This is a genomic window from Bacillus sp. P4_E1 (genome assembly GCF_056401715.1).
The window spans coordinates 56169-79767 of record NZ_JBFUIV010000001.1 but is presented as its reverse complement, the minus strand read 5'-3'; the positions used below and the strand labels follow the sequence as shown (position 1 = coordinate 79767).

Annotated in this window: 24 protein-coding genes and 1 pseudogene; 5 read left to right on the top strand and 20 right to left on the bottom strand. The window is 32.0% G+C overall.

All coding sequences use genetic code 11. From position 1 onward, the window contains the following. The first annotated feature begins 392 nt into the window (after positions 1-392). On the top strand, positions 393-1355 hold the full coding sequence (locus tag AC1DS7_RS00395; RefSeq protein WP_215589075.1) for an MBL fold metallo-hydrolase: 963 nt from the start codon (positions 393-395) through the stop codon (positions 1353-1355). A 159-nt stretch (positions 1356-1514) separates the two neighbouring features. On the opposite strand, the gene AC1DS7_RS00390 is transcribed toward AC1DS7_RS00395, so the two are convergent. The 14 genes and pseudogenes from AC1DS7_RS00390 to AC1DS7_RS00325 form a co-directional block, all read right to left on the bottom strand. Next, complete coding sequence (locus AC1DS7_RS00390; protein ID WP_476998669.1) at positions 1515-2435, bottom strand: hypothetical protein; 921 nt, start codon at positions 2433-2435, stop codon at positions 1515-1517. Positions 2436-2505: 70 nt separating this feature from the next. Further along, positions 2506-3021: an NUDIX hydrolase gene (locus AC1DS7_RS00385; RefSeq protein WP_016101908.1), complete on the bottom strand. Its 516-nt coding sequence runs from the start codon at positions 3019-3021 to the stop codon at positions 2506-2508. A 22-nt stretch (positions 3022-3043) separates the two neighbouring features. Further along, complete coding sequence (gene dnaN / locus AC1DS7_RS00380) at positions 3044-4174, bottom strand: DNA polymerase III subunit beta (protein WP_476998668.1); 1131 nt, start codon at positions 4172-4174, stop codon at positions 3044-3046. Between the two features lie 30 nt (positions 4175-4204). Next, on the bottom strand, positions 4205-4648 hold the full coding sequence (locus AC1DS7_RS00375; RefSeq protein WP_016101906.1) for an NUDIX hydrolase: 444 nt from the start codon (positions 4646-4648) through the stop codon (positions 4205-4207). A gap of 184 nt (positions 4649-4832) precedes the next feature. Further along, positions 4833-5248, bottom strand: a pseudogene (locus AC1DS7_RS00370) (GNAT family N-acetyltransferase). 179 nt (positions 5249-5427) lie between these two features. Beyond that, positions 5428-6636, bottom strand: coding sequence for an L-lactate MFS transporter (locus AC1DS7_RS00365; RefSeq protein ID WP_476998667.1), 1209 nt, complete (start codon positions 6634-6636; stop codon positions 5428-5430). Between the two features lie 278 nt (positions 6637-6914). Next, entirely contained in the window at positions 6915-7058 is a 144-nt protein-coding gene (locus AC1DS7_RS00360; RefSeq protein ID WP_002013225.1) for a hypothetical protein, read from the bottom strand. Positions 7059-7089: 31 nt separating this feature from the next. Continuing rightward, positions 7090-8118, bottom strand: a complete 1029-nt coding sequence (locus tag AC1DS7_RS00355) for a serine hydrolase domain-containing protein (protein ID WP_476998666.1) — start codon at positions 8116-8118, stop codon at positions 7090-7092. A gap of 113 nt (positions 8119-8231) precedes the next feature. Further along, positions 8232-8507 (bottom strand): heterocycloanthracin/sonorensin family bacteriocin, encoded by a 276-nt coding sequence (locus AC1DS7_RS00350; RefSeq protein ID WP_002032388.1) that lies wholly within the window; start codon positions 8505-8507, stop codon positions 8232-8234. A gap of 199 nt (positions 8508-8706) precedes the next feature. Next, complete coding sequence (locus AC1DS7_RS00345) at positions 8707-9153, bottom strand: NUDIX domain-containing protein (protein ID WP_476998665.1); 447 nt, start codon at positions 9151-9153, stop codon at positions 8707-8709. A gap of 372 nt (positions 9154-9525) precedes the next feature. Then, positions 9526-10095 (bottom strand): DUF4256 domain-containing protein, encoded by a 570-nt coding sequence (locus tag AC1DS7_RS00340; protein WP_002013217.1) that lies wholly within the window; start codon positions 10093-10095, stop codon positions 9526-9528. 183 nt (positions 10096-10278) lie between these two features. Further along, positions 10279-10743 (bottom strand): GNAT family N-acetyltransferase, encoded by a 465-nt coding sequence (locus AC1DS7_RS00335; protein ID WP_002168287.1) that lies wholly within the window; start codon positions 10741-10743, stop codon positions 10279-10281. Positions 10744-10820: 77 nt separating this feature from the next. After that, on the bottom strand, positions 10821-11744 hold the full coding sequence (locus tag AC1DS7_RS00330; protein ID WP_002189748.1) for a nucleoside hydrolase: 924 nt from the start codon (positions 11742-11744) through the stop codon (positions 10821-10823). A 282-nt stretch (positions 11745-12026) separates the two neighbouring features. Next, positions 12027-12938 carry a DMT family transporter gene (locus AC1DS7_RS00325; RefSeq protein ID WP_431186177.1) on the bottom strand — a complete coding sequence of 304 codons (912 nt, stop codon included), beginning with the start codon at positions 12936-12938 and terminating at the stop codon, positions 12027-12029. A 152-nt stretch (positions 12939-13090) separates the two neighbouring features. Here AC1DS7_RS00325 and pdxR point away from each other — a divergent pair, with 152 nt between their 5' ends. Then, positions 13091-14524, top strand: a complete 1434-nt coding sequence (pdxR, locus tag AC1DS7_RS00320; RefSeq protein ID WP_040963165.1) for a MocR-like pyridoxine biosynthesis transcription factor PdxR — start codon at positions 13091-13093, stop codon at positions 14522-14524. A gap of 45 nt (positions 14525-14569) precedes the next feature. Here pdxR and AC1DS7_RS00315 read toward each other — a convergent pair whose 3' ends face one another. Further along, entirely contained in the window at positions 14570-15100 is a 531-nt protein-coding gene (locus AC1DS7_RS00315; protein ID WP_476998749.1) for a DUF4269 domain-containing protein, read from the bottom strand. Positions 15101-15275: 175 nt separating this feature from the next. Here AC1DS7_RS00315 and AC1DS7_RS00310 point away from each other — a divergent pair, with 175 nt between their 5' ends. Then, entirely contained in the window at positions 15276-15743 is a 468-nt protein-coding gene (locus tag AC1DS7_RS00310; protein WP_476998664.1) for a DUF2306 domain-containing protein, read from the top strand. A gap of 146 nt (positions 15744-15889) precedes the next feature. On the opposite strand, the gene AC1DS7_RS00305 is transcribed toward AC1DS7_RS00310, so the two are convergent. Both AC1DS7_RS00305 and AC1DS7_RS00300 read right to left on the bottom strand, forming a co-directional pair. Further along, positions 15890-16765: a glycerophosphodiester phosphodiesterase gene (locus tag AC1DS7_RS00305; protein WP_476998663.1), complete on the bottom strand. Its 876-nt coding sequence runs from the start codon at positions 16763-16765 to the stop codon at positions 15890-15892. Positions 16766-16811: 46 nt separating this feature from the next. Next, positions 16812-17612 carry a GNAT family N-acetyltransferase gene (locus tag AC1DS7_RS00300; protein WP_476998662.1) on the bottom strand — a complete coding sequence of 267 codons (801 nt, stop codon included), beginning with the start codon at positions 17610-17612 and terminating at the stop codon, positions 16812-16814. A gap of 506 nt (positions 17613-18118) precedes the next feature. On the opposite strand from AC1DS7_RS00300, the gene AC1DS7_RS00295 reads away from it, so the two are divergent. Further along, the gene (locus tag AC1DS7_RS00295; protein ID WP_012261012.1) at positions 18119-18817 is read left to right on the top strand and encodes a hypothetical protein; all 699 of its coding nucleotides are present in this window, start codon (positions 18119-18121) and stop codon (positions 18815-18817) included. Positions 18818-18908: 91 nt separating this feature from the next. On the opposite strand, the gene AC1DS7_RS00290 is transcribed toward AC1DS7_RS00295, so the two are convergent. Then, on the bottom strand, positions 18909-19292 hold the full coding sequence (locus tag AC1DS7_RS00290) for a winged helix-turn-helix transcriptional regulator (RefSeq protein WP_012261013.1): 384 nt from the start codon (positions 19290-19292) through the stop codon (positions 18909-18911). A 143-nt stretch (positions 19293-19435) separates the two neighbouring features. Here AC1DS7_RS00290 and AC1DS7_RS00285 point away from each other — a divergent pair, with 143 nt between their 5' ends. Further along, positions 19436-20305: an SDR family oxidoreductase gene (locus tag AC1DS7_RS00285; protein ID WP_476998661.1), complete on the top strand. Its 870-nt coding sequence runs from the start codon at positions 19436-19438 to the stop codon at positions 20303-20305. 205 nt (positions 20306-20510) lie between these two features. Here AC1DS7_RS00285 and AC1DS7_RS00280 read toward each other — a convergent pair whose 3' ends face one another. Together AC1DS7_RS00280 and AC1DS7_RS00275 are read right to left on the bottom strand one after the other, a co-directional pair. Further along, positions 20511-21815 carry an MFS transporter gene (locus AC1DS7_RS00280; protein ID WP_476998660.1) on the bottom strand — a complete coding sequence of 435 codons (1305 nt, stop codon included), beginning with the start codon at positions 21813-21815 and terminating at the stop codon, positions 20511-20513. A gap of 113 nt (positions 21816-21928) precedes the next feature. Beyond that, positions 21929-23152, bottom strand: coding sequence for a methyltransferase domain-containing protein (locus AC1DS7_RS00275; protein WP_476998659.1), 1224 nt, complete (start codon positions 23150-23152; stop codon positions 21929-21931). Positions 23153-23599: the final 447 nt, after the last annotated feature.

Here is a 23599-nt window from a genome sequence, read left to right as displayed (position 1 = left end):
ATGTTAATACCTATACTAAGGTTATCTAGAATTTTATATTTAGTTATTGCTATTTGATAGTTTACATTTAGACTTCTTTTTTCTTTCTTCAAGCATTTATAGACTCTCCTTCCTTTGGATAATTAGTTACCTACCTGCTTCTATAACATATAAAGAAACATACGGTCTTTGTTGTTTATAAGAAAGAATTTACTTAAACAAAACAATTCACAAATACATAATATTAGTTTTAGCTGCTGCTAAATGAATTCTATTATTTATATATAAATAATAAATTTGAAGAATTTATGAAATGTACTGCATTTAAGATGAAAGGTAAAATGATTTCGTTTAAACTACAATTAGCTACAATAACAACATACGTATATTGTTAAACGTAAAAAGGAGAACTAATGAAAAAGAAATATATGAATCAAATTCCGACTGATGTAAGTTTTAATCCGAAAGATATTATCGGTTTAATGACTGATTACTTTAAAATGAAAACAAAGCTACGTCCTGTAAAGAATTTACCTATTGTTTTATCGAATAAAAATAATGAATCTTTAGAGAGTGTGACATGGTTTGGGCACTCTGCTTCTCTTTTGAAAATAGAAGGTAAAAAATTGCTATTAGACCCTATGTTTGGAGATGCCTCTTCCCCATTTCCTGTGTTTAATAGTAAGCGGTATAGTGGTGCTTTTTCTTTAGAACATGATGAACTTCAAGAAATTGATGCGATTATCATTTCGCATAATCACTATGACCATTTAAATTACAAAAGTATTATGCGGTTAAAAGATCGCGCAAAGCACTTTTATGTTCCGACGGGAATTGCGCAATATCTTATTAAATGGGGTATTTCACCTAGTAAAATTAGTGAGCATAATTGGTGGGATGAAATTACGTTTGATAATATTAAGTTAGTTTGCGCTCCTGCAAGGCATTTCTCTGGACGAAGTATGACAGATAGAGATTGTTCGTTATGGTGTTCATGGCTTATTCTTGGTCAAGAAACTAAAGTCTTCTTTAGTGGTGATAGCGGTTATGCTCCTCACTTTAAGGAAATTGGTGAGAATTATGGTCCATTCGATCTTACTTTAATGGAATGCGGGCAGTACGATACGAGATGGTCTGCTATTCATATGTTGCCAGAAGAAACAGTACAAGCCCATATTGACGTTAAAGGAGAATTGCTCGTTCCTATTCATTGGGGTGCTTTTACGTTAGCATTACATGAATGGAGTGATCCTATTGAACGTGTTACGAAAGAAGCAAATCGTTTAGGGGTTAATATTGCAACGCCACAAATCGGTGAAGCTATTGCGTTACAATCTAAAGATTATCCTACGGCTGCTTGGTGGCGAGAAGTGTAAGTATAATAAAAAGCGAACCAATTTAATATTGATGGTTCGCTTTTTATTCATTTATGACTCATCTATTAATATTCTTTGTTTTATCTACTGGAATTGCATTTGCATTTTTTCTTTTTTCATGAGCCCCTCCTTCTATTAAATATTAATCGCCCCTAATTACTACTTTACTATATTTGCTTTCCCGCTATCTAAAACTCTACTTGTCGGCACGGAGGTAATATCAATGACTGTATTCATGCTCTTATCAGTTAGTTCAATGAGTTCGTTTTCGTGATTAATTTTATTTAAATCCCACACCATTGCATTGAACTCGTTATGCTGTCCACTCACCCTTAAAATATTTTTTGTTTTACTTGAAGGTTGTATTTGTAGATTTGTAAATTGATTCCCGCTAATCTCATTTGGCGTAGTTAAATTACTATCCATATAAATCATATTTACACAATCCTCTAGAGAGAAGTTCATAAAACGGTTGGCATTTATCCAGGAATGTCCAGCTTTCGGTTTTTTCGCTACTAATTTTAGCCCTGTTTCCATTCCTGCTACTTTAATGTTTTCGAAGTTAACAAACGAAATCTCATTTTCTTTGCCACCGGAGTATAAAGAAATCCCTGTACCTTTGTTCGTTTCCGTCCAATTGATAATGTTAATATCTTTTACTTGTGTTTTGTTCCAAGTGTTATAGTACTTATTTTTGCCGTCTAAATATATAACTTCAGAATTAAATTTAGGATMGTCAATAGCTATATAAGCTCCTTCAATAGAAGCATTTTTTTCTAGTTCCAGAACCCTAAAGTTTCCCTCTACAACAAATTGTGTTCCATAACCGAATAATAGTTTTACACCTTGTTTAACGATAATTGGTGAAGTGATTTTATACTTTTTATCATCGAGCAAAACCGTTTTAATTTTACTTGATTCTGCTTTATTAATAGCTGCTTGAATTTTATTTGAATCATTTTTACCTTTAAAGTCTTCAACAAACAGTTTATCATTTTGAACTAAACTTTCTTTATTGTAATGAAAAAAAGCAAAAGTAATTAGAACAATACCTAAGAGTAAAGCGATTATTTTCTTCATAATACTCACCCTCACGTTAAAATTTATCTTTAGTTACATTTCGATTACACTAACTATTTTCTGTTCATGCTTACACTAATTTATGTATTGAATCTATTGGGCTGGTCTGCTTAGCTAATTCTTTATTCTTATACTCTACTAATTTATGATTTGATAAAACGCAAGAGTGCTCTAATATTAATTCATTATAAAGTACTTCAGTTAAAAATTTAGGTATCATCTCTCCTACGCCGTAATTATAGTCACTTAGAATCCAAGATACCTCTTTCCAATCTAGAATTCCTTCTGAGACTTTTTTTGGAGTGTGATATGTAAATTCATTAAGTAGCTCTACTAAATAGACATATATGCCACCAGAATATGAGGAATCCTCCCATTTAATAATGCCTTTAAATTGAATTTGATTTTGTTCAACATCTATATTTGTTTCTTCTTTTATTTCACGAATTGCATTTTCTAACGGTGTTTCTCCTTTTTCTATCTTCCCTCCTACACCGTTCCATAATCCTTTTACAGGATCATATTCTCTATTTAACATAAGTATTTCTTCATTTCTTTTGATAAAACATAAAGTGTGCTTGTACATAATTTAATTCCTTCCTTTGTTCTCAATAAGTTCTAACAGGCGATATTAAATATACTGCTGCAGATTGTTCACCTGCTTCAATTAATATCGGTCTCATGGAACCACCAAAACTTAAAGTAACTCTATCTTCTTTTATTGCTTTTAAAGTATCGACCATATATCGTCCGTCGAAAGATATATTTAATTGCTTTTCACCGTGAATCGCATCTATTTGTTGTGTCTCGGATATTTTACCAATCTGAGAAGCATTAGAAGAGATTTGTATTGTGCATTCGTCGATGATTTCTAAGTTAACGTTGTTGTTTGCCCATTCACTAGCCAATAAACTTGACCGATCTACACCTTGTAAAATCTTTTTTCTATCTATATTAATAATCGTTTGGGATTCATTTGGAATTAGGCCGGATATATTAGGATATTTCCCTTCAATTAGCCTTGAATACAACGTAATTGTACCGAATTTAAAAACAATGTGACTCTCTGAAAGATATATGTATACTAAATTTGAATTATTGTTCATTAATTTTAGTAGTTCACTAATAGTGGAACTTGGTACAATGCAATTTGCTTTCGCATGAGATGAAATTAATATTTCACGTAAAGCCAGTCTATGTGAATCAGTCGCAGCGCAAATTAATTTATTATGCTCAAAAACGATATGTACGCCAGTAAGAACTGGTCTAGATTCATTTTTAGCAGCTGCAAAGACAGTTTGTTTGAATACCTCAATCAGCTGTTCCGTTTCTACTTGTATTTCTGTATGTGAGTCTAAAAATGGTACATTAGGAAATTCATTTGCCGAGAATCCATTTAAGTTTAAAGTAATTTCATCAGATTGAATTGTAATCAACTGCTCATTCATGCTTTTTATTAAAATATCACTTGGCATTTTCTTAATAATTTCAATGAAATATTTTGCTGGTACAACAATACTCCCTGCTTTTAAAATAGTTGTAATTTGTTCGTCTTCAATTGAAATGGGTATAAATTTTTCAATGAAAATATTCGAATTACTTGCGATTAAAGTAATTCCAGATTGATCTGCTGTTATCTTTATTCCGGATAATATAGGAATTAAAGTTTTTGTTGAGATAGCTTTACTTACTTCTGAAAGAGCTTGTGTAAATTGTTTGTGATTAACGATAAACTCCATTTTTCCCCCGCCTTAAATGAAATACTATCTTTATGAAGATTGATGAATAATAGTTCCATTAAAAATATAAGGAACTGTTTCTTTCTTTTGTAAAAGGCTTTTTAAGTGTTCTGGTATACGTAAATAAGGTTCTGCTGAATCTAATTCCATCCAGGTAATCTCCTCAATCTCTTTTGGCCGTGATATACAGATTTCCCCTCCGATTATTTCTCCTAAAAAATTAAAGAAGATTGCATGATGTCCTCTCTCCTCAAAAAAGGCTTCACTAATGGAACAAACCCCTTTTACGGATATGTCTAGCCCTGTTTCTTCTTTCACTTCACGAATTGCTGCCTCTTCTAACGTTTCCCCGAATTTAACTGCTCCACCTGGTAAAGTGTAATAAGAACCATTTTCCCCTTTGTTTTTAACCATTAATAGCTTTTCATGAGTTTCATCATATAGAAGTGCGTATGTAACATTTACTTTTTTCATATGTAACCCCCTTGAATGGTGAAAATTTTCTGTCTTTATTTTATTCTATCATTAAATTGTTTTGATTCATAAAAAGTAATTTGAGTAAATAACTAATACGAAACGATATCGTGTTCATAGACACACAAAAGAAAAGAGCATATTTTGAAAAAGATTAATCATAATACACTCTTTAATGATTCATTTATAACCTTTTTTCTAAATAGTAATGATTATGCCCTTTAGGATGATCTTCACGTACCCCTATCACTTTATACCCATGCTTCTTATAAAAATTAGGGGCTTGGAAACTAAAAGTATCTAATTTGATTAGCCTACATTCTTTTTTTATTGCAAATTCTTCAATAAGATTCATTAAATTGCTTCCATAACCTTCATGCCTGTATTCTTCAGAAACCCATAGGAAGTCAACATATACATGATGCCAGAATGTTATTGCTGTTATCCCTCCTACTATTTCTTCTTTTGCATTTTTTACTATAAAACTAACCGTTTCTGAAGGTGTTTTTTCTTCATTTGAAAGTTGCTTTTGGTTATATTCAATTACTTTTCTCTTATGTAATCACTATCTTCTTGTACCCATTGCTTTACTATTTTTATTTTAACTAGCACGCTCTTTTATGTTATTTATTCAATTTAATAATCGGAATTTCCTATCTTCTTTAATGTTAGTTATGTAGTAAGTACAGGGACAAAATTAGATTTTTTGAATGGCATCCATTGTTTATACATTATGCTGTAATGAAAAAGAGCCCTAGCATAAGGACTCTTTCTTAGCATTAAGCTATTTTTCGATTTAACTGTTTTATTTCCTTCTTCTTGTCTGCATTTGGAGGGCGGATTACTATAGAGATAATGAAAGATATAACACATAGAACACCGATTGTAATGAAGGTTGGTTGAAATCCGCCAAGTAGTGCTCCAATGAATGATCCTGCAAGTGCACCAAATCCGAAACCTTGGTAAACAATCCCGTAGTTTGTACTATGGTTTTTTAATCCGAAGAAGTCTCCCACAATGGCTGGGAATATGGTGATATTACCACCAAAGCAAAAGGCGACACTTGCTACACAAGCAAAATAAATCCCGTAATTTAGTGGAATAAAACTTAAAGTGAAGACGGATAATCCAATAATAATAAATGTAGCCGAGACGATTTTTAATCGGCCTATTTTATCTGATAACGTTCCAAGAATAATTCTACCTATTGTATTAAAGATTGCGATCATTGCGACGGCATTTGCGGCAGTCGCTGCACTAAGACCAACGAGCTGCACCCCGATGTCTTTTACCATACCGATTAAATACAGTCCGCCCATACATGATGTGAATAACATGAAAAATAAGAGATATACTTGTTTCGTTTTCATCATTTCACGCGGCGTATAATCATTGTGTAATGTTTCAGTTGCAGTGTTACTTACAATTGCTTCACGTAAGAAGAATGATCCTATCAACACTAATAGTAAGACGATAATACCCCAGTATAAAAATGCTTGTGATACTCCAAGATTGTTGATAAGATTTCCGTTTATATATCTAAAGATTAAGCTTCCCATTCCATATGCCGAAACAGATATACCAGAAATAAGTCCTTTACGGTTTGGAAACCATTTAATTAAATTAGATAGTGATGTAATATACGCTGTTCCATCAGCGTATCCAACGACAACACCGGCTAATAAATAAAGTAATGGTAATGAGGAAACTTGTGAACTAAGTATTAAACCGAGTCCTAAAACAATTCCTGCAGTAGCGATAAGTTTACGAAGTCCAAATTTTTGTTGTAGCTTTCCTGCAAATAGAGTTGAGAATGATAAAGAAAAACTCGTAATTGAGAACGTGATCGCGACTGAATTGAGGTTCCATCCAAACTTACTTACAAGGGGTTGATTAAATAAACTCCATGTGTAAATTGTTCCTAGGCCAATTTGAACAATGATTGTACCTAGAACAATTAGCAATGGATTTATAGATGTTTGTTTCATGCTAACTGTCCCCTTCTTTTATCATGACATGAATTTTCACAGTTAGTATATCCATGATAAATTGCAAGATACTGTACGGAAAATGGAAATTGAGTTAGCTTACACAAAAAGACACTTCATCAAGAAGTGCCTTTTTGTAGGTTATATACAGCATTTAAAGAAAGCTTTGTTAAGATAAGACATTTTCGAATGCTTATGTATATATGTTATCAAATAATTTGCTGAAAGTGATGAGACTTAAGACGTATTTTTCTTTCATAAATAAGTCGGAGAGAAAATTAATATTCAATTTCCTCAAAGTCTTTCGGCTGCGGTACAGTTTGCATATTAGCTGCATCTTTCGGATCGCTATAAATCGCGTTTTGTTCTGTGTTTACATCCTTTATATTTTGCTTTTTATTTTTATTCACTTCATTTTTCATTAAAGTTCACTCCTTTTTATTATAGGAGTAGTTATACCCTAACCATAGTATTTTTACTGCTACTAAATGTATCAGCGACTAAATTGCTAAATTCACGTAAATAATATAAATAATTATCCCCACCATAGTTGTATCTTTTATTGTACATTTTAGCAACGACGACATTATATTCTGGAATGACTAATATCGTTGGTCCTGTAATTCCTAATATTTGATAGGAACCTTTAGGAACTCGCTCACCAAGTTCGCTAAATAAAGAAGGTTCATTTTGAACGAACCAAAACAACCCGTTTTGAGGTAGTTCTTTATTTGTATACTCTGGACTTTGTAAGCTCGTAGCAAGTGCTATAACTTCTTTTGGCACAATTTGTTTACCATTTAAAAACCCTTTATTTAAATGCAGGTTACCCCAAAATGCAAATTCTCTCGCAGAGACAAAAAGATTTTTCTCGGAGCCGTCATCTACTGCACCAACACTACTTATTGCATCTTCATCTGGATTTACAACAACCTTAACTAAATTATCATCTTGTTTTATTCTCCATCCAGTTTCCTTGAAGTCAGCAGGTATGAATACACGCTCCTTTAATAGTTCAGGAAAACTTTTGTTATACAAGTGATAAATAAGCTGCGTCACCATTCTTACATTAATATCTCTGTACGCCCAAGCTTGTCCCGGCTCAAATTCACGAAAAGCTGTCCCATCATCGGTTTCATTTAAACCGTGTGAATGAGTTACTAAATGTCTTATCGTTGTCTTTCCAAGTAATGAAGGATCATATTCTTTAAAATAATTTACTGCCTCGTCATTAAGAGATTTTATTTTCCCCTCATAAACAGCATAAGCTACCATTAATCCTAAATAGCTTTTTCTTGCGGAAGCGACATTGAACTGTGAAGATATGGTTACTTTTTTACTAGTAGGAGTATTTGAATGAGTTCCACTATAATGCTCTAGCACAATCTTATTATCTTTAATAATACAAAGTACTGCCGCAGAACTTTGATTGGTCTCTTTAATGCTTTCTACCCATGAAATTAATTTTTCATATTTGTACAAATAAATATCCCCCTAAAACATATAAAAATAACAGCATGAAAGAAAAGTTTCAATACATTATAACTTTGCATCTGTACTTTTCTTTCATGTGAAATATTATTGATCTATAGTACTTAAATAATCCACCAGTTCCAGCAATTAGAACAGCTGAAACAACCAACACAGCCTACACAACCTACGCAACCGCCGCAACGTCCGCCGCCACAACCACCACAGCGACCACCACAACCGCCACAACGTCCGCCGCCACCGCATCCGCCACAACGACGTGCATCGTCTTGAATGTAGTAATATGGATATTGATTTTGTTGCTGATCCCAATACACAACATTACCAGGTTGATAAGCATTAAGGTTTAACGCTTGTAGTTCTTGTTGAAACTCATTCATTATGAAACCCTCCATTTACAAATGTAAATTCCGTCCAAATTTCCGAGTTTATTTACTTTTAAAAATAAAGTAGAAATAAGGCTATAGACTAAATGCGTACATCAACAAAATATGACTTTACACTAGGTGATGTACCTTGTTTATGAGCCTATTTTCTTTATATTCTTTTAGTGGACGGAATTAATATAAATAGAGACAATTAAAAGTTACTAATCCAGCAAGTTAATAGTTCATCACTTAATTTTCTTTCTAGTAATTCTTTTACTGAAGGTGTCGGCATTATTGTATAGGAATTTATATTTTCTTTATTAAAATCAACCCAGTGAAATGCTAAATGGGACTCTTTAGATATTGGAGTGAAATCGGATTTTAACTCATTTGAATCTATTTCAAAAATGTGGTTAATTTCATGGTGGAGGGTTTCTTTGGCTTGCCATTGATTTTCTATGACGCCTAAAAATTGTTTTATACTGCAAGTTACTCCAAGTTCTTCTCGTAACTCTCTTATTAGTGCATTCTCTGCTGATTCCCCAATTTCAACATGGCCACCGGGTAAAAAATAGTGATGGCCTATGTATTCAGCGACTAGTAGTTTTTCATCTTTTATCATGATAGCTCGTACAATATGATGGAATTTACTTTTCATTTTGTATTCCTCCTAATCATTCACTTTATACTTGCTCGAAAATTTTCATTTAAAAGCGGGATAATATAAATCATAGGTGTTTCATATGGGTGAATTTCATTGATAATTGCAAGAGTACCTTTTACAAGTTCTCGTTTATACGTTAATTAAAACTAATAATTTTGATAAATGATTCTAAAAAAGAGTATGTTTATGAAGAAAATTATCAAAACATACTCTTAATATTTTTAGTTGATTCATTCTTTTACAATAAGGTTTGATTAGCCCTATTCTTTGCGGCCTCAAAATCGAATCCGTAGCTAAAGTATGCAATCACTACTATTCCCTAAGCAAATATATTCTCTACTTCAAATTTACCTGCCTGTACAAATTTTAGACTCTTAACGAACCACGAAAGCCTCTTGCGGCATAGTAGGATTCTGCTCCATTGTGATACACAAAGACATGTCCAAAGCGATAATCGCAAAAAAGGGCACCGCCAAGTTCTCTAATATCAGAAGGTGTTTGCACCCAACTCGACGTCTTCATATCGAAATTTTCAAGATTATGTAATGTACGATATTCTTCTTCCGTTAATAGTTCAATACCCATGGCAGTTGCCATATCAATAGCGTTATTTTCTGGTTTATGTTTCTTTCTTGATTCTAGCGCTTCAAGATCGTAACAAACACTTCTACGACCTTTAGGACTTTCTGCTGAACAATCATAAAAAATATATTCGCCTTTTTCTTTATCAAAATCAACAACATCAGGTTCGCCACCAGTTCGTTCCATTTCGTTGAGCGACCACAACTTTTCAGTATTAGCATCCAGCCTTTCTTGAACATTAGCCCATTCTAAACCTTTATGACGGTTCATATTATTCTCAAAACGATCTTTCAATGTTTGTAGTAATTCTTCACGTTGCTCTAGTGACAACTCTTTTTTATTGCTTTCTTTCATATTAGTTCCTCCATTGATGTTTTTATTAATGATAGTTTAAGTATATATAAATACTGTTTTATAATAAAATGTTTAAATAATTGCGTGAATTGAGTTTGCGATAATTTATATGAATTAGTACAACCAATTCTCCGCGATATGACCCTTTAACGGAACAACTTATTGTTTCAAAACAGTACATCTTTATTTCAACAACAATAAGCGATATACTTCCTCACCGTCATATACATTTCCTAATGGTTTAAAATCATAACATTCATATAGTTTCTTTGCAGAAATATTATCTTTATGGACAGTTAATCTAATTTCCTCACACTCTTTAAAGTTATTTTTTATTAAGTTAATGATTTCCTGTAATGCTGCTTTTCCATATCCTTTTCCTTGCTCTTTTTCATCAATGATAAATCCGTTAATCCAATACATATCTGTTGACTCTCGCACAAAAGCATGCATAATAAAACCAACTATAAGGTCACCATCATATATAGCGAATGGAATATATTCGACATTTTCACCATCTGGTTTTATGTATACTTTAGCAAGTGATACTGCCACTGCGGGAACAAGATGGATTTGATTTTCTTTAACTCGTAACTTTAATGCGTCTTCCCAATTTTCTCTCGTAACAATTTTTAATTGGACGTTCACTATTTTAAGCTCCTTTAAAAAGAGAATTTATCTTTTATATTCAACGGAGTGAAATGATTCCCTTTTTCGACATCAACTTATAACATGATTTTCATAAAATCCTGAATAAATTTTTCCTCATCTAATTGTAACGCTATACGCGCCCCTTCAGATTTAGAGTGTGGACGAAAATCAGCAAAAGTTTGTCCCTTCGTTTCGCCACATATATCCACAGTCACTTTTCGGGATGTATAATTTAAAAATGTAGGATTCACTAAACCGCTTATAGCAAGTACATCGTGTAATAATGGCCCTTCAATATATGGATTGAGTTTTTGGTATGCTGATAAATAATAATCGTACAGGGGTTTCATAATCGGCTTAAATGGATTTTGTGTATTAACTAAAATATAAGTAAATACACTTGGGGTTAAAACCGTTTTATTTGTTACATTTAAAGGGAATAACGTTATATTTTTCGCTTGCTGAAATACAATTTGACTTGCTATAGGATCTCCGTACACGTTTGCCTCTGCTAATGGAGTAACATTCCCTGCTTCTAAAAAGACACCACCCATAAAATAAATTCCTTTTATATTTAACATCAAGTCGTTCCATAAATTAAAAGCAATCGCTAACGAGGTAGATCTTCCTACATCGACAATTGTTAAATCTTCTCCATACTTTACAAGAATCGCAGCAATACTACCAAAATTGTATATAGGAATAGATAACACACTTTCCGGTACATGGATGGGCCCTAATCCTTCTGGTCCATGAATTTCAGGGTAATACGTTGTAATTTCATTTGTAAGTGGGCCTGTTGCACCGCTAATTACAGGAATATCTTGTCTGTTTGCTAACTGTAAAATATATGCGGCATTATGAGCGGCATGTATATGTTCAACATTTCCATATCCAGTTACGATACCAACGATTTCAATTTCAGGATGCAGTAAGCCATACATAATTGCAAACGAATCATCAATACCTGGGTCTCCAAAAAATAAAACCTTCTCCAAGAAATGCACTCCTTTCATAGGTAAGATAATTATGTATATGTGGAAATAATTTAAATCTATACAGTTCTAAGCAAATATTAATGGTGAGTATTGTATTGATAAAAAAGAACTAGCATTATGCTAGTTCTTTTGCAGATAAATAATCTACCAGTTTAATTAAATCTCGTACAAATATTGGACTAGCTGATTTTAATATAGATTTTTTTCACTATATTTATAGAATTGAAAGCCTGTATTAATCCGAAATTTTGCATTTAAATTGCAAATACTCGCAGGGATGTCTTACCATACTTTTTCACTCTCAATTTGCTTATAATCATCTTTATTAAATGTTAAATGAGCAATCACAACTCCAAGTATAGTAATTCCTCCTCCAATTATCGAAACAAAGGTTGGCACCTCACCTAACCATATCCAGGCGATAATACATGCAGTTACTGGTGTTAAATATAGAGAACTTGTTGCCTCAGAAGCACTGGCATGGGATGTAATATATGCTAATGCAATATACGGCAGTACTGTCGGGAACACACCTAAATATATAACACTCAAGGTAACTTCTATAGGAGCTGCTACAATTTCTTCATAAATCCCTGGCAAAAAAATAAGCATAAATACAGTACCAGACCAAATTGTATATATTGTAAATGGCAAGAAACCGTACTTTTTTAAGTATGGCCTTTGAAAAACGAAAAATAGACTTTCTGAAATTGCCGCCAATAATATTAGTAATCCCCCACTATTCAATTGAATGGAATCTCCTTGACTTAACGATAAAAAAGCAATTCCTACAAAACTAATTACACCACCGATCCAACCATTTAATTTCATTTTTTCATTCAAAAAAACAGAAGCAAGAATTGCCGTTAATATAGGTGTTACTGATACAATTAAACTAGCAGGTCCAGCATTCACACTCTTTTCACCGTAGTTCAGTGCAATATGATAAATTGTAAATCCAAGAGCACCAAATATAAAAATTACTGGAATATCTTTCAAATCAGGTAAACGTAATTTGTATATAAGTGAAAACAGAAAAAGAATCAAAGAAGCGATTAATAATCGTAGCAAAGTAAGGTGTTCAGGGGTGTAAGCTTCAAGCCCCATCCGAATTCCTGGAAAAGCTGTTCCCCATATAAGAATCGTAAAAGCGTGAGCACATACAATACGAAAATCCCATTTTTTATTATGCATATTTTCTCTCCCTCTCCAATAAACCAGCCATTTTCTAATTACCAATTATTTCTTTTCATCATATTTAATAGTTGATACAATGTCTTCAACCAGTTAATCCTCGAAAAAACCAACCACTTTGCATTTTTAAAATGAATGAGGGAGTTTTTAATATGTCTACTGATAAAAAACTGCCTAAATATCGGCAGATAATAGACTATATGAAAGAAAAAATTGAATACGGAGAATGGCCGATTGGAAGTAAGGTTCCTAGCCAGCGGCAGTTAGCGAAATTATTTCATGTAAATCGTAGTACTGTAATAACTGCACTAGAAGAACTTATGGCAGATGGCTTAATTCAAGGGCAAATCGGGTCAGGAACAATTGTAACGAATAATACATGGTCATTATTAGCCACCAATCCCCCGCCCGATTGGAGTGAATATGTAAAGGCTGGTATTCATAAACCAAGCAAGTTAATGGTACGAGAAATAAATGAAGCAGAAGCAAATAAAAAATTGATTCATCTTAGTAAAGGAGAACTTGCACCTCATCTTTTCCCGTTAGAAACTATGCAATTCATTATGCGTAACGTATGTGAGGAACTAGATTATTTCGGATATGAAGAACAAAAAGGATATCTCCCTTTACGTGAAGCAATAAGTAATTATGTAAAATCATTTGGAATAAATACATCACCAAGCTCTATATTAATAGTCTCTGGTGCATTACAGGCATTACAATTAATATCAATCGGTCTTTTACATAGAGAGTCAACTGTTTTACTTGAACGACCTTCTTACTTATATTCTCTTCACGTATTTCAATCGGCTAATATTCACCTTTCTGGAATACAAATGGATCAACATGGAATTATCCCTAATGATTTGTTAAGAAAAATTAATTATAGTCAAAAGAAAAATATTTTATATTCGATTCCTTGTTTTCAAAATCCGACGGGTGTATTAATGTCCAAGGATCGACGAAAAGAAATACTAAGAATATGCGAAAAAGAACAATTGCCTATCATTGAAGATGATATTTACCGTGAGTTATGGATGGATGAACTACCGCCCCCTCCTTTAAAGTCGATGGATAAATATGGACATGTTTTATATATCGGTAGTCTATCTAAAACACTTAGCCCAGGACTTAGGATTGGTTGGATTATCGGACCAGAGCCTGTTATTGAGAGATTATCAGACATAAAAATGCAAACTGACTATGGGTCAAGTTCTTTATCTCAAAGAGTTGCTGCAAAATGGTTAAGTAAAGGGTTTTATGAGGATCACGTAGCGAACGTAAGGATTCACCTAAAAAAACGAAGACGAATAATGATACAAGCACTAAATACGTACTGCGCTGACATTACTACATGGGATATTCCTAGTGGTGGATTTTTTATATGGCTAAGGGTAGTGCCTAACATTTCGATGAAAAAACTATTTTCAGAGGCTCAATCAAAGGGAGTTCTTTTTAACCCGGGACGTATTTATGAAGAAGAATCAGATCAGTTTATACGTTTATCTTATGGGTATTCTTCCCCTGAACAAATTACTCAAGGTATTATTATATTAAGTAATTTGATTCGTAAGTTAATGGCATAATAAAAAAATCCTCTTTTTATAAAGAGGATTTTTTGTGTGCCTTTTTTACCATAATCTCATTTCCTGTCCTAATAAAATAAGTTCTTTATAGGGATCACCGTCAATGTTTAATACTTGAGTAAAAGCCGGTTCTGTTTTTAACCCTTGTTCTTTTAATTCAATTACTTCTTCTCTAATGTGTGGGTGCTGCATTAATAGCATGTGCTCCACTATCATATGTTTATATGCATTTTGGTTACGTACTGGCCGCGGTTGAGCAAATAATTCAAATTCAAAACCTTCAAATTGAAAATTCACCTTTATTGTTAAGATATTCTTAATGATTTTCTTTTTCATTTCAAATCCTTCGTATGAGCCATACAATGATCTAATTTCCTGTTCAAAAAAATCATAATTATGTACTTCCATTACAATGTCTAAGTCAGAATGAAGGGTATCAACTCTAATAGGGATTGTCCCGCAAAGTACAGGGCTATATAAAGCTAAATCCTCCATTATGTTTAGTTTATTAATAACTTCGTAAACTTTTTGTTGCTTATCATTCCCAGATTGTAAATATGTAATAGATGTAAACATAGAAGTCTCTCCTTCATTTAACGTAATAATCGTCTCACTAAATTTGAGAAAAAATTTAATCATTCCATTTTGTTCTAGGAGTACCTTTATTTCAATATATTAAGGCGAACTAACTATATTGTTCAACTTTTCTCCTATACTGCAATACTATAAAAATAAAAAAGGAGGAACTTTTATGAGCATTTTCAACATTCTTTTGACCATACACATATTATTTGGAACCATATGTTTAATTACTGGTATTGTAGCGATGGTTGCTCAAAAAAAGAAAGGAAAACATACGGAATGGGGCGAAATATACCATGCGTCCTATGTTGTCATAACCCTTACTGCAATTATATTGTCTATTTTAAACTGGGATAAAATCGCATATTTATTTTATGTAGCAATTATCTCCTATTCATTTGCGATTTACGGATATCTCGCAAGAAAAAAACGATGGAGAAATTGGTTGCAACACCATATTAGAGGTATGTTAGGCTCTTATATTGGTGCAGTTACCGCACTTTTAGTAAACATTGGTATGTATATCCCTATTTTAAATCTACTTCCACCAATATGGTTTTGGTTCTTACCTACTATAATCGGTATTCCTCTCGTAGCCAGTGTATCAAAAAAATATAAAAAAGAAAGGAACAATTAATTACATTTTGATTACTTTCTGACAAAACTTATGAAAAATAATAATCAATATTGTATTATATCAAGTTTGGCGTATAGAACTAAAAAAGAATCCAATATGTTTATTGGATTCTTTTTTGTTTATTACTCCCTTAAGAATAATACTTTTTAATTATGACTTTTCAAATCTAATACTGAATGTAAACGATCCGGATAATTAGTAAACATCCCGTCGATGCCCCAAGAAAGTAACTTTTTCATATCTTTTTCATTATTTACTGTAAATGGATGAACTTCTAATCCATAATTCTTTATTTTTTTTACGTAGGCTGCATCAATATATTTATAATTCATACCAAGACCTATGCAGTATGTTTTATACTTTTCTATTTCTGAGTCTGTTAATTGAACTGCTTTTTTATATGATAATAATTGTACTAACGGTATATTATCATTTAAACTGTGAATCTTTCGCAGACTTTCTTCACTAAATGATTGAATAATAACTTTATCATTTATTTGGTAGTGATTAATAATTTCTAATAGTTTTTCCTCCATTCMAGGATATTCATCTGGTGATTTTGTTTCGATATAATAATTAGCATTATGTCCAAACGTTTCAATAATCTCTTCTAATATTGGAACTTTAGTATCTTCAAATTCTTTCTTTGCTAAATTTGGATGCTTTTTATTGAAAAAAGAACCTGCATTCAGTTGTTTTATTTCATCTAATGTATGATCTTTTACAAAACCAGTACCGTTTGTTGTGCGGTTTAATGTTTCATCATGCATAGCTACTAAATGTCCGTCTTTTGTCATTTGGAGATCTATTTCTATATATTCACCTTTTAATTGCTGTCCTAATTGATACGCTTCTAATGTATGTTCCGGTGCATATGCAGAAGCCCCTCTATGCGCAATATTTTTAATATGATTTGATTGATTAATAGCTTTTGTATATTTTTGTTCATTTACTTGTTGAAAAACAAAGATGCTTATTACTGTGAAGAAACAAATGATTGTAATTATAGATGTTTTTTTCATAACGGTATGTTAACTCCTATATTTAAAACAATTTGACTTGGATGATTTACTCAAATAAATGCCGATTTTCAAAAACCGTCATTTGTCCTAAAGCTTGAAAGCCGGATTTTTTATAAATATTTATTCCATCAGGTGAAGCTTGTAATACACAATACGTATTTTTTAATTGTTTTGCTTCTTGCAGCAGGAAATTAAACATAGTAGAGCCAAAACCTTTTCCTCTCATTTCTTCTTTAGTCGCTATATCATAAATACCGACACTATCTTTCGTACATACTAAAGAGCCAACAGATACTACCTCACCTTTATAAAGACCTAAGTATAGTTTCATATTATCGCTATTCCATAAATTTAAAGAAGAAATTTGATTATAGTATGCTTGTACATTTTTACCTTCCTCTGATGTACCAAATAGATTAGCTAACGTTTCTCCAAACTTTTTGATTTGTCCTGAAGAAGATGCTTTTTGTATCGTAAAACCTACTGGCATGTTTATTCTTGGATGAATTGTTTTTAATTCTGCTACCATCGCGATATTCTTTTCAGCTTCTTTTAAACCAAGTTTGATTAATTCGCTTTTTATAGTCTGCTCTTGCTTATCATCCCAAAACCAAACACTCATTGGAAATTTCTTTTGATTATAGTATTCTACCTCCTTATATAATTTCTCGATTCCTTCCGTTACATTACTATTTAGTAGTGTGATAATATTAAATGTATCTGCAGGTAATCCGCAGTCGACAGTAATGTAATCCTTCGTTTCTTTTACATCCATTTCATTTACCTGCCGCGCAATATATGAGGTTTTATATGTAAAATTGTCTATTAGTAACTGTTTATAATTCATTCATTTTGCTCCTTTCATAAAAATTCGTATTCGAATCCTTCAGTATTAAATATATCATATAAGAAATGTACCTATTTCTATAAAAATATCTCTATAAATCACTCTTTGCGCCCTAAAAGAATTAAAAATGATATAACGTTGTCGGAATGAAAAAAGTGGTATATAATAAATATTAACATTACTAGTAATTATTTTAGGTATTCCTAGAATAAAGGAGCGATACATATGAAAATTACTATTTATTTCGGAAGTCATGAAGATCAAGATGTTCGTACTATGGACTGTCATTTAGATGTAGAAGATACAGAAGAGATTGTATCTGTATCTTAATATAAATAATGGGATGAAACCTCTTCCCTGCAACGTTTAAGGCACCTTTTATAGGTGTCTTTTTTATTGTTTTTTCGTCAAAAACCCTTTACTTTAGTGCGTTTTAATAGTAAAATATAAATATACGAACAAACGTTCTTTTTAWTTTATTTGTACATGAAGGGATGATTTCAACAATGACTCAAGCAAAGCGCAGAGGAAGAAAAAAGCAAACACCTATTATTTCAAATACAGGCTTTATCGGCTCTGTCTTTATTGATACATTGGAGTTACAAAAGAAATCCTATTATTTCGCTCGTAAAAAACTTCAAATTGTGCATCACGTACTAGATGGTCTATCTGGAGCAACGAGTGCATTATTTAAAGAACATAATACCGCTGCATACATGTCATGTGTGTATTTACATAAACAAAAGAAAATCGGCTTCGTTCTTTCAACAAAACCTTTTGAACAAAGTGATGGTGTTTCTTATTTTATAAATTATTTAATTGAAAAGAATTTTTACGGTAACGAAGAAGTAGAATATCAAGAAGTATTTAATACAGGTTTTATTGGTGTAGTATTCGCGGATTTATCTAGTATAGATCGCTTTAATTTTGAGTTTGAAATGGGTATGTTAACGAAATTAATGAAAGATATGATTATTCCGGTTAAAGAGCTCTTTTTACGCCACAATGTACCGGCTTACATCTCCACTTCTCATTTAGAGGAGCAAAATAAATTAGGTTTCGTTCTTTCTGTAAAGCCATACGATGAACGTGCAGAAGCAGATTTATACTTCGAAACATATTTAAAAGAACGTGGATTATTTATTGGTGATGAAGAGGATGATATTGATAAGATTGTTATTAGAAAGACGGCTGAATTACGATAGTTTTCCAGTACAACTCACATTAATAAATTGTTCAGTATTTAATTTAAACTTAATACCTTCCTATTGCCAATAGGAAGGTATTAATAATTTATTAGCCCTTATGCTTTTCATACATCTCTATTTTTTTATTTAGTAAATCTTTACCCCAGATTTGCATTGCTTCTAATACAGGTATAAACTTTTCCCCCTGCTCTGTTAAAGAATATTCTACCTTTGGTGGAACAACTTTATAAACTTCTCTGTGTACTAGCTCGTCCTCTTCAAGCTCTCTTAATTGTCTAGTTAAGATTCCTTTTGAGATGCCAGGTAACATCCTCAATAATTCATTAAACCTAATAATTTCATTTTTGCTTAAATGCCACAAAATCACGATTTTCCATCTTCCTGCAATTGCATTTTGGGTAACTGTTAATGGACAAATTTCTTGCTGTGTTTCTTCAGAAACCGATTCATCTTGATAACTAAAACGTGCCATAATAAAATCTCCTTTTTCGCTAAGTACTATTTTTATGACTATGTTATTAAATTGTGCCTACTTACATAAATCCTTCTTAAGAAATAGTATATGTAATGTATACAAAAATCAAAAATAACGCTGTATGTAACGGAGGAGATTGTATGAAAGTTTTAGTAACAGGTGCGAACGGAAATTTAGGTTCTAAAATTGTTGAGTATTTACTTACCAGATTATCAATTGAAGAAATAATTGTTGGGGTACGTGATGACAAGTCTAAAAAAGCACTTAGCTATAAGGAACAAGGCTTAGAAGTACGTGTAACGGATTTTGAAAATCAAGAAACCTTGTTTTCAGCATTCAAAGATGTTGATCGTTTATTCATCATGTCAACATTTGGTGACTTTGACACAGTTATACGTCAGCATACAAATGCAGTAGAAGCTGCCAAAGCAACAGGTGTAAAACAAATTATTTATCCAAGTGTTACAAGAGCAGAAGGAAATGACTTCTTCCTAGCAGGCATGCATAGAGCACGTGAAGTAGCAATTATTGAATCAGGTATTCCTTATGTGATTCTGCGTAACAACTGGTATGTAGAAAATGAACTTGGTACAATTCAAAGCTGTATGGCTGGTGCCCCTTGGGTGACTTCTGCAGGAGAAGGGAAAATCGGTTGGGTATATCGTCCGGATTTAGCTGAAGCAGCAGCGAATGTTTTGGTATCTGATCGTCACAAAAATAAGATTTATGAACTTTCTGGTGAAAATTTAAAACAACAGCAATTTGTTGATACATTAAGTGAAGTATTAGGAAAAGAAATTCCTTTATTAGAAGTAGATGACTCTTCTTATGAAGAAATGTTAAAAGGTGCAGGAGTACCTGAAGCCTACCTTCCAATGTTAGTAATGACTCAAAAAGGGATTCGTGAAGGAGGATTAGAATCAACACAAACCCATTTGAATTTCTTATTAGAACGTCAGGCTACACCATTAAAGCAAGCATTAACACATTTATTAGTAAATACAAAATAGATAAATCAAATTCCACAGCCGAAATCAAATAATAAATTTTGTATTTAAAAAAGTGCCAGTCCACATTAGGACTGGCACTTCTTTATTACTGCCTTTATTTCGACCATCTATCACTTTAGTTAAAGAAGGATTTTTAAACAACATTATTATTTTTCAAAGGACTTTATTGCAAAATAAACATCTTTTTGTTACTTAACAAATTTACTTAGCTACGCAAAACACTATAATCTTTTGAATGAATTTCTAAATTTAACTTATTTGAGTAAGCCTTATTCAAAATAAGAAATACTATCCCTCCTGTAATTGGAAGCGTGTAAGCAGGGATATAATTTAATAATAATCCTGATAATGCCAATGCTATTGGCTGCATCATTTTACCTATACTTAATCCAATACTGAGTACCCTCCCCCTATATTCATCAGGAATCTCTTTTTGCATGAAATAAATTAAAGGAATATCAATTAACGCTATTATTAGCCCTAAAAAGAACATAACGACACAATACGTAATAACGTATACAAAATCATTTACTTCAAAACTTTTGAATAGAACTGGAATTCCTGAAATAATCATAAAAACTGCCAACATTGAACTTAGCTTTTTCAAAAGATAAGAGTAAGAAAAACGATAAGTTATCTTTTTTACTAAAATTGCACCAATTATCATCCCTACTGGAAAAGTCCCTTGAATGATACCAAATTGCTTAGAACTAAGATTGAGAACTGTGTTAATAATGTATGGCAATGGAACAGTTACAGCAAACCCTAAGAAGAAATTAAGTGAGATTAAAATTCGAAACGTATTCTTTAAGCTTTCTTTTTCAATTAAGTATGAAAACCCCTCTTTTATATCTTTAATAAAATTAATTCTCCTTTTTGGGCATTCCTCATTTATGTTGAACTCGAACAGTTTAAAATGAATAAATAATATGGATATACCCGAAAGAATAAATGAAATACCGTTTATAATTATAAAAATTTTAATATCAAAGACTGCAAAAACGATGCCACCTAACATAGGACCGAGAATTAAAGATACAGAATCGATAATTTTACTTATAGAGTTAATACTCATAAGCCGCTCTTTAGAGACGATATTTGGTTTTGCGGCTTCTAATCCTATTCCAAAAAATGTTGTAAATACCGTCATAAGAAAGGTAGTAGTATAAATGATGAATAAGTTTAATCCATAATAGCTGCTTAATATATAAACAGTTATTAATAAGCATCCACTTAGTAAATCCATACAAATAACCAGTTTCTTTTTATCAACCTTATCAGCAATTACACCGGCAAATGGATTCATAACAATCATTGGAATCGTTCCTAAAATGAGCGTAATCGCAAAATTTAACGCAGATCCGGTTATTTGTAAAACATATAATCCTAATGCGAAACTATATATAGAGCTACCGGATATTGATACTGTTTTTGCAATTGAATATAAACAAATATTTCTTAGTTCTTGGTTTCTTTTTTTATTTTCCATATGTAATCGTAAACTTCCCATAACATTTCCCTCCCGCTGAACTTTGTATTACGTACAGTGTAAGTTCTCGGGTCAACCCAATATCAATATGCTAGTATTAAAAACTTTTAAAAGAAAAATTAAAAAAGATGGGGTTAACCCCATCTTTTTCCGAAAAATGAATATGTATAAATTTCTTCTCCTTGAACAAAGAAATCCTCGTATTTTCCTCCTCGTTCTATATATTCTGAAGTTCTTTCATCTATGGAATTAAACTGTAGCTTTTGAATTTCTCCCTTGACTTTTGAAGACGTAAAATTATCTCTTAATCTAGTTGTAATTTGGCTATTTATGCTAAAATTTTTAAATACAATAAATGAACTTAATAAATAACAATCAGGTTTGAATAGATAGTTTAATTCGTACAATAAAAAATTTTCATGCTCAAAACTGTAATTACTTGTACCAGACTGATCAATTACAATATCAACAGAATGATTCTGAATAGGTATACTTAAAAAATCAGCGCAAATAAAAAGAATGTTTCTTTTGGAATTTCTTTTTTCAATTACATCTTTTAAAAATATAAGTTTATTCAAATCTCGATCAACAGCAATATATAAACAATCTTCTGGTAGTTCTTCATAAATATTTCGTAAAAAGAACCCAAGACCCGATCCTAAATCAAGTAACACCTTATTATTTAAATCTAGCTGCATTAGTTTCTTTTTCGCCCATTCTCCTCCTCTTTGTATATTCTCCAAAAAAGTAGTATCTGTTTCATTGATATAATCTGAAATATACTCCTCAAGTAAAGTCCTTTCATATGCTTCAAATGATTTTCCAGCTGTTAAAATCCCTGAGGTAATCTTGTATTCTTCACCACAATTGCAAATTAGATTTCCCTCAACAATTTGGTTCTTATTGATAATGCCATCTTCCAAAATTAAATTTCCGTTACACTTAAAACATTTAAATAAATTAAGTACTGTTAAATCTATCCCTAAAATTGAATTCGAAATTTTAGTTGCTGTAGATAAATTATTTAACGCTGTCTTTAATTTATCTTTTCTTTCCTCTAATGTTTTTATTTCTTGTTCAACCTTTTCATATTTCAATTTAAATAAAGATTGATAAGAAGTATCTGTTTCGTAATTCATAGATTTCGCTAAATTTTGATAAAGAAAAAGTTCTTTAATTTCATTCAAACTAAAACCTAGCCATTTGTACTCTAATATAAGCTCTACATCTTTTTGACAATATTCATCAAAAAAATAGTGACTTCCCTTTTTTTCAGGAATAACGAGTCCTAGGTCTATATAATGCCTAATCGTATCTACACTTACACTATTTACTTCTGCAAACTTACTGATTTTCATATTATCACTACCATTTATGTATTTGTTTATATATACTTCTTTTTTATTTTTTAAAATCCTTTTATCTCCCTATGCAAGATTATTTATAGTATGAATTAGGATTACCAATTCTGCATCAGGTTCATAAATAATAACTCAATCTTTAAGATTACCTGTGCCACTAGTGTACGCCACACTTAAAACCTTATTAATATGCATGGGGGCACCAACGTTTTACAGATTTCGTACGTTTAGATGAACCACCCTCTTTTCTCTAACTTTTGCGCTAGAAGTCTTACTCTGCCTGCTAAAGAGAGCTACACAAGGCCTCCCAGCTCCCACTTTCATTGTCTAACCTACATATCGATCTCCTGCCTTGTCAAAGAGTACTATACTTATAATTTCATTCCACATCCACATATTGACATCGATAATCATTCTCGATAAAATACCTAATGTAGAATATTC

What these genes read in the sequence shown, in the direction of transcription:
- AC1DS7_RS00290 (WP_012261013.1), bottom strand. Translation starts at nt 19,292, where the DNA reads ATGGCACGTTTTAGTTATCAAGATGAATCGGTTTCTGAAGAAACACAG.
- pdxR (WP_040963165.1), top strand. Translation starts at nt 13,091, where the DNA reads ATGTCTACTGATAAAAAACTGCCTAAATATCGGCAGATAATAGACTAT.
- AC1DS7_RS00310 (WP_476998664.1), top strand. Translation starts at nt 15,276, where the DNA reads ATGAGCATTTTCAACATTCTTTTGACCATACACATATTATTTGGAACC.
- AC1DS7_RS00360 (WP_002013225.1), bottom strand. Translation starts at nt 7,058, where the DNA reads ATGAAAAATGAAGTGAATAAAAATAAAAAGCAAAATATAAAGGATGTA.
- AC1DS7_RS00350 (WP_002032388.1), bottom strand. Translation starts at nt 8,507, where the DNA reads ATGAATGAGTTTCAACAAGAACTACAAGCGTTAAACCTTAATGCTTAT.
- AC1DS7_RS00315 (WP_476998749.1), bottom strand. Translation starts at nt 15,100, where the DNA reads ATGTTTACATCTATTACATATTTACAATCTGGGAATGATAAGCAACAA.
- AC1DS7_RS00280 (WP_476998660.1), bottom strand. Translation starts at nt 21,815, where the DNA reads ATGGGAAGTTTACGATTACATATGGAAAATAAAAAAAGAAACCAAGAA.
- dnaN (WP_476998668.1), bottom strand. Translation starts at nt 4,174, where the DNA reads ATGGAGTTTATCGTTAATCACAAACAATTTACACAAGCTCTTTCAGAA.
- AC1DS7_RS00285 (WP_476998661.1), top strand. Translation starts at nt 19,436, where the DNA reads ATGAAAGTTTTAGTAACAGGTGCGAACGGAAATTTAGGTTCTAAAATT.
- AC1DS7_RS00395 (WP_215589075.1), top strand. Translation starts at nt 393, where the DNA reads ATGAAAAAGAAATATATGAATCAAATTCCGACTGATGTAAGTTTTAAT.
- AC1DS7_RS00325 (WP_431186177.1), bottom strand. Translation starts at nt 12,938, where the DNA reads ATGCATAATAAAAAATGGGATTTTCGTATTGTATGTGCTCACGCTTTT.
- AC1DS7_RS00345 (WP_476998665.1), bottom strand. Translation starts at nt 9,153, where the DNA reads ATGAAAAGTAAATTCCATCATATTGTACGAGCTATCATGATAAAAGAT.
- AC1DS7_RS00300 (WP_476998662.1), bottom strand. Translation starts at nt 17,612, where the DNA reads ATGAATTATAAACAGTTACTAATAGACAATTTTACATATAAAACCTCA.
- AC1DS7_RS00385 (WP_016101908.1), bottom strand. Translation starts at nt 3,021, where the DNA reads ATGTACAAGCACACTTTATGTTTTATCAAAAGAAATGAAGAAATACTT.
- AC1DS7_RS00275 (WP_476998659.1), bottom strand. Translation starts at nt 23,152, where the DNA reads ATGAAAATCAGTAAGTTTGCAGAAGTAAATAGTGTAAGTGTAGATACG.
- AC1DS7_RS00365 (WP_476998667.1), bottom strand. Translation starts at nt 6,636, where the DNA reads ATGAAACAAACATCTATAAATCCATTGCTAATTGTTCTAGGTACAATC.
- AC1DS7_RS00375 (WP_016101906.1), bottom strand. Translation starts at nt 4,648, where the DNA reads ATGAAAAAAGTAAATGTTACATACGCACTTCTATATGATGAAACTCAT.
- AC1DS7_RS00340 (WP_002013217.1), bottom strand. Translation starts at nt 10,095, where the DNA reads ATGAAAGAAAGCAATAAAAAAGAGTTGTCACTAGAGCAACGTGAAGAA.
- AC1DS7_RS00295 (WP_012261012.1), top strand. Translation starts at nt 18,119, where the DNA reads ATGACTCAAGCAAAGCGCAGAGGAAGAAAAAAGCAAACACCTATTATT.